The 5,717-nt window shown below is 75.6% G+C and carries 4 protein-coding genes and 2 pseudogenes; 2 read left to right on the forward strand and 4 right to left on the reverse strand.

What is annotated here, in order from left to right; translation table 11 throughout:
• Positions 1–230 (reverse strand): annotated as a pseudogene (locus tag HDR73_RS12345) (fructosamine kinase family protein); the annotation flags it as partial.
• A 148-nt stretch (positions 231–378) separates the two neighbouring features.
• Here HDR73_RS12345 and HDR73_RS12350 point away from each other — a divergent pair.
• A complete protein-coding gene (locus tag HDR73_RS12350; protein ID WP_041464930.1) occupies positions 379–1,254 on the forward strand; it encodes a sugar phosphate isomerase/epimerase family protein in 876 nt (291 codons plus the stop codon).
• A 192-nt stretch (positions 1,255–1,446) separates the two neighbouring features.
• Positions 1,447–1,749, forward strand: coding sequence for a putative quinol monooxygenase (locus HDR73_RS12355; RefSeq protein WP_012298780.1), 303 nt, complete (start codon positions 1,447–1,449; stop codon positions 1,747–1,749).
• Between the two features lie 76 nt (positions 1,750–1,825).
• Here the strand turns inward: HDR73_RS12355 and HDR73_RS12360 are convergent, their stop codons facing one another.
• From HDR73_RS12360 to HDR73_RS12370, 3 genes and pseudogenes are all read right to left on the reverse strand, one after another.
• Positions 1,826–3,022: a hypothetical protein gene (locus tag HDR73_RS12360; protein WP_012298779.1), complete on the reverse strand. Its 1,197-nt coding sequence runs from the start codon at positions 3,020–3,022 to the stop codon at positions 1,826–1,828.
• Positions 3,023–3,249: 227 nt separating this feature from the next.
• Complete coding sequence (locus tag HDR73_RS12365) at positions 3,250–5,145, reverse strand: YhgE/Pip domain-containing protein (protein WP_287136455.1); 1,896 nt, start codon at positions 5,143–5,145, stop codon at positions 3,250–3,252.
• Positions 5,142–5,717 (reverse strand): annotated as a pseudogene (locus HDR73_RS12370) (MMPL family transporter); the annotation flags it as partial. The pseudogene HDR73_RS12370 and the gene HDR73_RS12365, both read right to left, overlap by 4 nt.

Genomic DNA, 5,717 nt, shown 5'->3' on the forward strand with positions numbered 1-5,717 from the left:
AGCGCGCGGGCGGCGTCCCGGGTCGGCCGGGCGGGCGCGAGGCGCTCGAGCTCGATGCGGCCGGGCGCGACGTCGAGCACCAGTACCACGCGCGCGCCCCCGGCGGGCTCCACCTCCGCCAGCCAGGCGAGCCCCGCGGCCTCGGCCTCGAAGAAGCCGCGCGGCGCGTCGAGCCGCTCCTTCCGGAACGCGTCAGTGCTCCCGTGCCCGCCCGATCCCGCAGCCGCCATGCCCGCTCCCTCTCATCGAGGGCGGCGCTGCCGCCGCCCTCCCGTCCGATCCAGCATGCCGACCGCGGCTGTCCGCGTCGCGCATCCGACACGCGCCGGACCGCCCGTGTACCCCTCCGGCCCAGCGGCGGCAGGTACGCTCGCCGACGTGATCCGAGTAGGCATGAGCACGACCTGCGTGTACCCCCAGCCCGTCGAGAACGCCTTCGTCATGGCCAAGCGCGCCGGATTCGACGGCGTCGAGATCATGGTGACGAACGACGAGGTCACCCAGGACGCCGACGCCCTGCGCGCCCTGACGGAGAAGCACGGCCTACCGATCCTCTCCATCCACGCGCCCGTCCTGCTGCTCACGCACTTCGTGTGGGGCCGGGACCCGAAGGTGAAGCTGGAGCGGTCCGCCGAGCTCGCCCGTGCCGTGGGCGCGCCCGCCGTCGTCGTGCACCCGCCGTTCCGCTGGCAGGCCGGCTACGCCGAGTCGTTCCTCGACATCGTGCGCTCCATCCAGGCGGAGACCGGCGTCGAGATCGCGGTCGAGAACATGTTCCCGTGGCAGGTCGCCGGCCGCAGCATGAAGGCGTACTCCCCCGGATGGGATCCGCGGGACATGGACTGCGGCGCCACCACGCTCGACTTCTCGCACGCCTCCCTCTCCGGCCAGGACACGCTCGAGATGGCCAAGGCCCTCGGACCGCGCCTGCGCCACGTGCACCTCTGCGACGGCTCCGGCTCGCAGGACGACGGCCGCATCCTCGACGAGCACCTCCTCCCCGGCCGCGGCACGCAGCCCGTCGCGGAGACGCTGCGCTGGCTCGCCGAGCAGGGTTGGCAGGGCGGCGTCGTCGCCGAGGTCAACACCCGCAAGGCCAAGACCGAGGACCAGCGGCTCGCCATGCTCATCGAGACGCGCGAGTTCGCGCAGCGACAGCTCCGACTCGACACCGCGCCGGAGAAGACGCCCGTCGCGCCGCCCGTGGTGTCCGGGTACCAGCGGCTCCGCACCGCCCTCCGCCGCGACAGGTGATCCGCGGAGCGTCCCGATCCCGCGCCCGCGTCGCCCGCCCGACGGTCGGCCCCGTCCTCGGCCGACACGCCCGCCCGCGCCGGTCGGGACTGCCGCGCACCCGCGAGGGGTTGGATGGACGAGGGGATCGTCCCCGCACATGATCGACGTCGCGCGCGGCCCCGCCCGCCCGCCGTCGGGACCGGAGACACCATGAGCACCACCGTGCACCTCGAGATCCAGGTCGACGAGAGCCGCCTGGCCGACGTCGCCGACGTCCTCGCCGAGACCCTCCAGGCCACCCGCGCCTTCGCGGGCAACGAGGGCCTCGACGTCCTCGTCGACGACGCCGACCCGGCCCGCATGATCGTCGTGGAGCAGTGGGCGTCGACCGCCGACCACGACGCGTACGTCGCCTGGCGCGCCACGCCCGAAGGCGCCGCCCGCCTCGGCGAGGTGCTGGCCGCTCCGCCCGTGACCCGCGTGTTCAGCGGGCGCATCGCGCTCGCGCTGTAGCGACCCGCACGACGCACGACGAGGGCCGCCCGGATGTCCGGGCGGCCCTCGTCGTGCGTGCGGGCGGGATCCGCGGTCAGCGCCCGCTGAGGTCGTAGGGCCGCTGGTGCGGGTCCACCGTGGCGAGGTAGCCGCCGTCCGCGAGAGCGGACGGGACGGCGATCGTGCCGCGGACGGTCGCCGTCGTGCCCGCGACGTCGATCTCGAGGACGGATCCCGTGCCCGCCCGGGACAGGAACAGCTCCGAGCCGTCGTCGGACGCGGCGAGGAAGCGCGCGGCGGATCCGGCGCCCGGCGACTGGCCGAGGGCCGGGAGCCGCACGGTGGTGACCGTGCCGTCGTACAGGCCCGCGCGGCCGCGGGCGACGAGGGAGAGCGTGTCGACGCCGCCCGCGGTCACGACCGCCGCGGCGTACCCGGGCGTGACGACCGCCCGCGTGGACGTGCCCGACCCGAGGGCCACGCTCGCGACGCCCGCGCCGTGCATCGACGACGACGTCAGCAGGGTGGGCGCACCCGGACCCGTGCCGGTCTGCGTGCCCACGGCCGTCTCGCCGTCCGGCGCCATGCGCGGCCGGTAGCTCTGCACGGCGGGCTCGGGGTAGGGGCGCGCGATGGAGGCGCCGAACCCGCCGCGCGTGAGCGGCACCGTCTCGATCCCGTCGTGGAGCGTCGAGCCGATCGCGGTGCCGCGCGCGTCGGCGACCGGGCCGTGCGGGTACGCGCCGAGCGGGGTCGTGGCGACGGGCGCGGGAGCCGTGTCACCACGGAGGATGGCCGCCACGTCGTAGGAGTCGAATCGCCCGCCCGCCGTCACGACGAGCCGCAGCGGCGAGCCGACGAGGAAGGTCTCCATCTCCTCGGTGCCGCGCGCCCCCGTCGTGGCGAGCGTCACCTCGCTGGTGCGGATGGTCGCGGTGCGCGCCACGTGCCCCCGGGTGTCGACGACCGTGACCTGCTGCGTGGTGGATCCGTCGATGTCGGAGCCCACCGCGACGAAGCGGTGGCCGGGGTCGTCGGCGATCCAGCCGGCCCGGGTCCACGTGCCGGCGACCGCGGGGATCGGGGTGGAGGACGCGATGCGCAGGACGCCGGACGAGGCGATGTCGACCACGTCGAGGCGGGGCCCGGACTCGTCGACGAAGGCCACCCGGCCGTGGCCCATCTGGATCACGCCCGCGTGCGTGCCCAGGGCCGCGCCCGGCAGCGCGCCGGTGATGCGCCCGGTCGAGTCGTCCACGACGGAGACGGCGTGAGCGGACGGGTCGGCCACGAGCAGCCAGCGGGCGCGAGGGGCCGCGTCGGCGGCGGGGGCGGATGCCGCGAGCGAGCCCGCGAGGAGGCCGAGGGCGGTGACGCCGGCGGCGACGAGGAGGGGATGCGCATGGTGCCCGTTTTCTGAGAATGGTTCTCAGGCGGATACGGGCATCGCGACGGGCACGGGCTTGCATGGATCCGCCCGGCGACCGGCCCACGAGGACCGGCCGCCGAGGCGGATCATCAGACGGCGACGGCGACCGAGGCCGGCGACGCCCCGGGCACGAGCCCGAGGCTCCTCGCCCGACGCGAGTGCCGCGTCACCAGGTACGAGACCGCGAGGCTCAGCAGCAGGAACACCGCCAGCACGCCCGCCGCGCTCCACGCCACCCCCGGGGCGCCACCCGCGATGATCGCCTGCATCCCCGACGCCGCGTAGGTGAGCGGCAGGAACGGGCTGATCGCCTGGAACGGCGCGGCCACGAGCTGCAGCGGGATCACGCCGCCCATCGCCGCGGCCTGGATGGCCAGCAGGATCAGCGACACCACGAGCCCGGCCCGGCCGAACGCCTGCCGGAGCAGGTAGTGGATCGCCGTGAAGGCCGCCGCGGCGACCGCGGCGAACCCGAGGGTGGCGGGCAGCAGCGCGAGGGAGAGCCCGAGGGCGGCGTGCACGAGCGCCACGAGCAGGACGACCTGGGCGAGCGCGATGAGGGCGGCGCGCGCGAGCACGCGCCCCATCACGCGGCCGGTCGCGGCCGACGACGCGAGCAGCCGGCGGGCCGCCGGGCGCAGCACGAGGAAGGTCGCGAACGCGCCGAGCCAGAGGCCGATGGGCACGAAGATCGCGGCGATCGCGTCGCCCGGGTTGCCGATCTCGTTCTCGCGCTCGACCGTGAGGCCGACCGGATCCGCGACGACGCCCGACGCCTGGGACGCCTGGTCGGCGTCGAGCGACGGGATCTGCTCCGCGCCCTGCGTGAGGCCGGTGCCGAGCTCGGTCGCGCCGGAGGACAGCGCGTCCGCGCCGGTGGCGAGGTCGCCCGCACCCGTCGCCGCCGAGGTCGTTCCGATGCGCAGCTGGCCGAGGCCGTCGCTGAGCTGGCGCGCGCCCGCGACGAGCGCTCCGCCGTTGGCCGCGAGCTGCGACGCGCCGGACGCGCTCTGCCCGATGCCCTGCTGCACGCCCTGGATCCCGGCGGCCGCCTGCGTCGCGAGGGTCTGCCCCTGCGCCGCGTACTGGTCGAGCCCCTGCTCGAGCGGCTCGAGCTGCGCCGCGATGGGCGCGCTTTGCGGGTTCGCGGCGAGCTGCTGCCGGATCCCCTGGACCTGCGCCGCGATCTGCCCGGCACCGCCCGCGTACTGCCCGACGCCGTCGGAGACCTGCGACAGCCCCGCGGCACCGGTCTGCAGCCGGTCGAGCCCGGAGGAGAGCTGCGAGACGCCACCCGTGTACGTGCCGAGCCCGTCCGCCAGCTTCGACGCCCCCTGCTGGGACTGCCCGACGCCGTCGCCGAGCTGCGTGATCCCATCGCCGAGCGTCGTCGCGCCGGAGGAGAGCTGGGTGGCGCCGTCGGCCAGCTTGTCGGCGCCCGCCCCCGCGTCCGTGAGCGATCCCTTGAGGCCGCCGAACGTCGTGTAGATGCCGGAGACGAACTGCGAGGTGATGGCGTTGCCGAACACGCTCGTCATGCCGACGCCCACGGCCTGCGTGGCCGCGCCCGTCAGGTAGCCGTGCGCGTCGTCCGTCTTCACGCTGATGTCGGCCCGCTTCGGGGCGTCCGTCGACAGCGACACGATCGACGCGGAGAAGTCCTTCGGCACCGTCAGCACCGCGTAGACCTCGCCGTCGTCGCGCATCCGCTGGGCCTCGTCGGCGTTGGTGATGGTCCAGTCGAAGGCCTGGTTGTCGTCGCTGGTCAGCTGCGTGACGAGCAGGCGGCCCGCGAGCACGGGCGACTCGGTGCCGTCCGCGGCCTTCTGCTGCACGATCTCGTCCTGGTTGACGATGGCGGCGGGCACGCGCTCGACGCCCTTCGCCACGTCGGAGAGCGAGCCGATGAAGAGGCCGGCGACCGCGAGGGGCACGATCGCGACGAGGGCGACGGCGAGCCGTCGGCGTACGGTGCGGGTGGTCATCGGCGGGTCTCCTTGCCGGTCGTGACGGGCTGGTCGGTGTCGGGGCGCTCGTCGGCGTCGGGAGCGGGCGCATCCTCCGCGTGGAGGCGGAGGCGCACGGTGGGCCTGCCCGGGATCCCGTGCTCGTCCGGGAACCACGGCGCGCCCAGCAGGACGGTCGTGCTCTCGTGCACGAGGGCGGGCAGGGCGGCGAGGAACGCGCGCTCGGCGGCGGCGTCCGGGAAGGGATCCACCACGTCGAGCACGAGCACCGGGGCGCGCCCCGAGGCGGCGACGGCGGTCAGGGCGATGGCGCGCTCGAGCGGCAGGAGGGATCCGACGGGGTCGTCGGCGCCGATGCGGCGGGCCCCCGCGGCGTCGGCCGCCTGGTCGATCCGGCCGAGCCATTCCGCCTGGCGCGCGCGGGCGCCGCGGCGGCGGCCCATCGGCTCCGACAGGTCGATGCGCTCCGTGAGCAGGTCGCCCACGGTCACCCCCGAGTCCACCCGGTCGACGCGGCCGAGGTCGGCCATCGCCACGCTCGTGAGCACGCGGCCGGCCTCCGAGGCGAGCGGGTGCCCGGCGACGTGCGC

Origin of the sequence: Clavibacter sp., assembly GCF_014802555.1 — a bacterium.
Lineage (GTDB): Bacteria > Actinomycetota > Actinomycetes > Actinomycetales > Microbacteriaceae > Clavibacter > Clavibacter sepedonicus.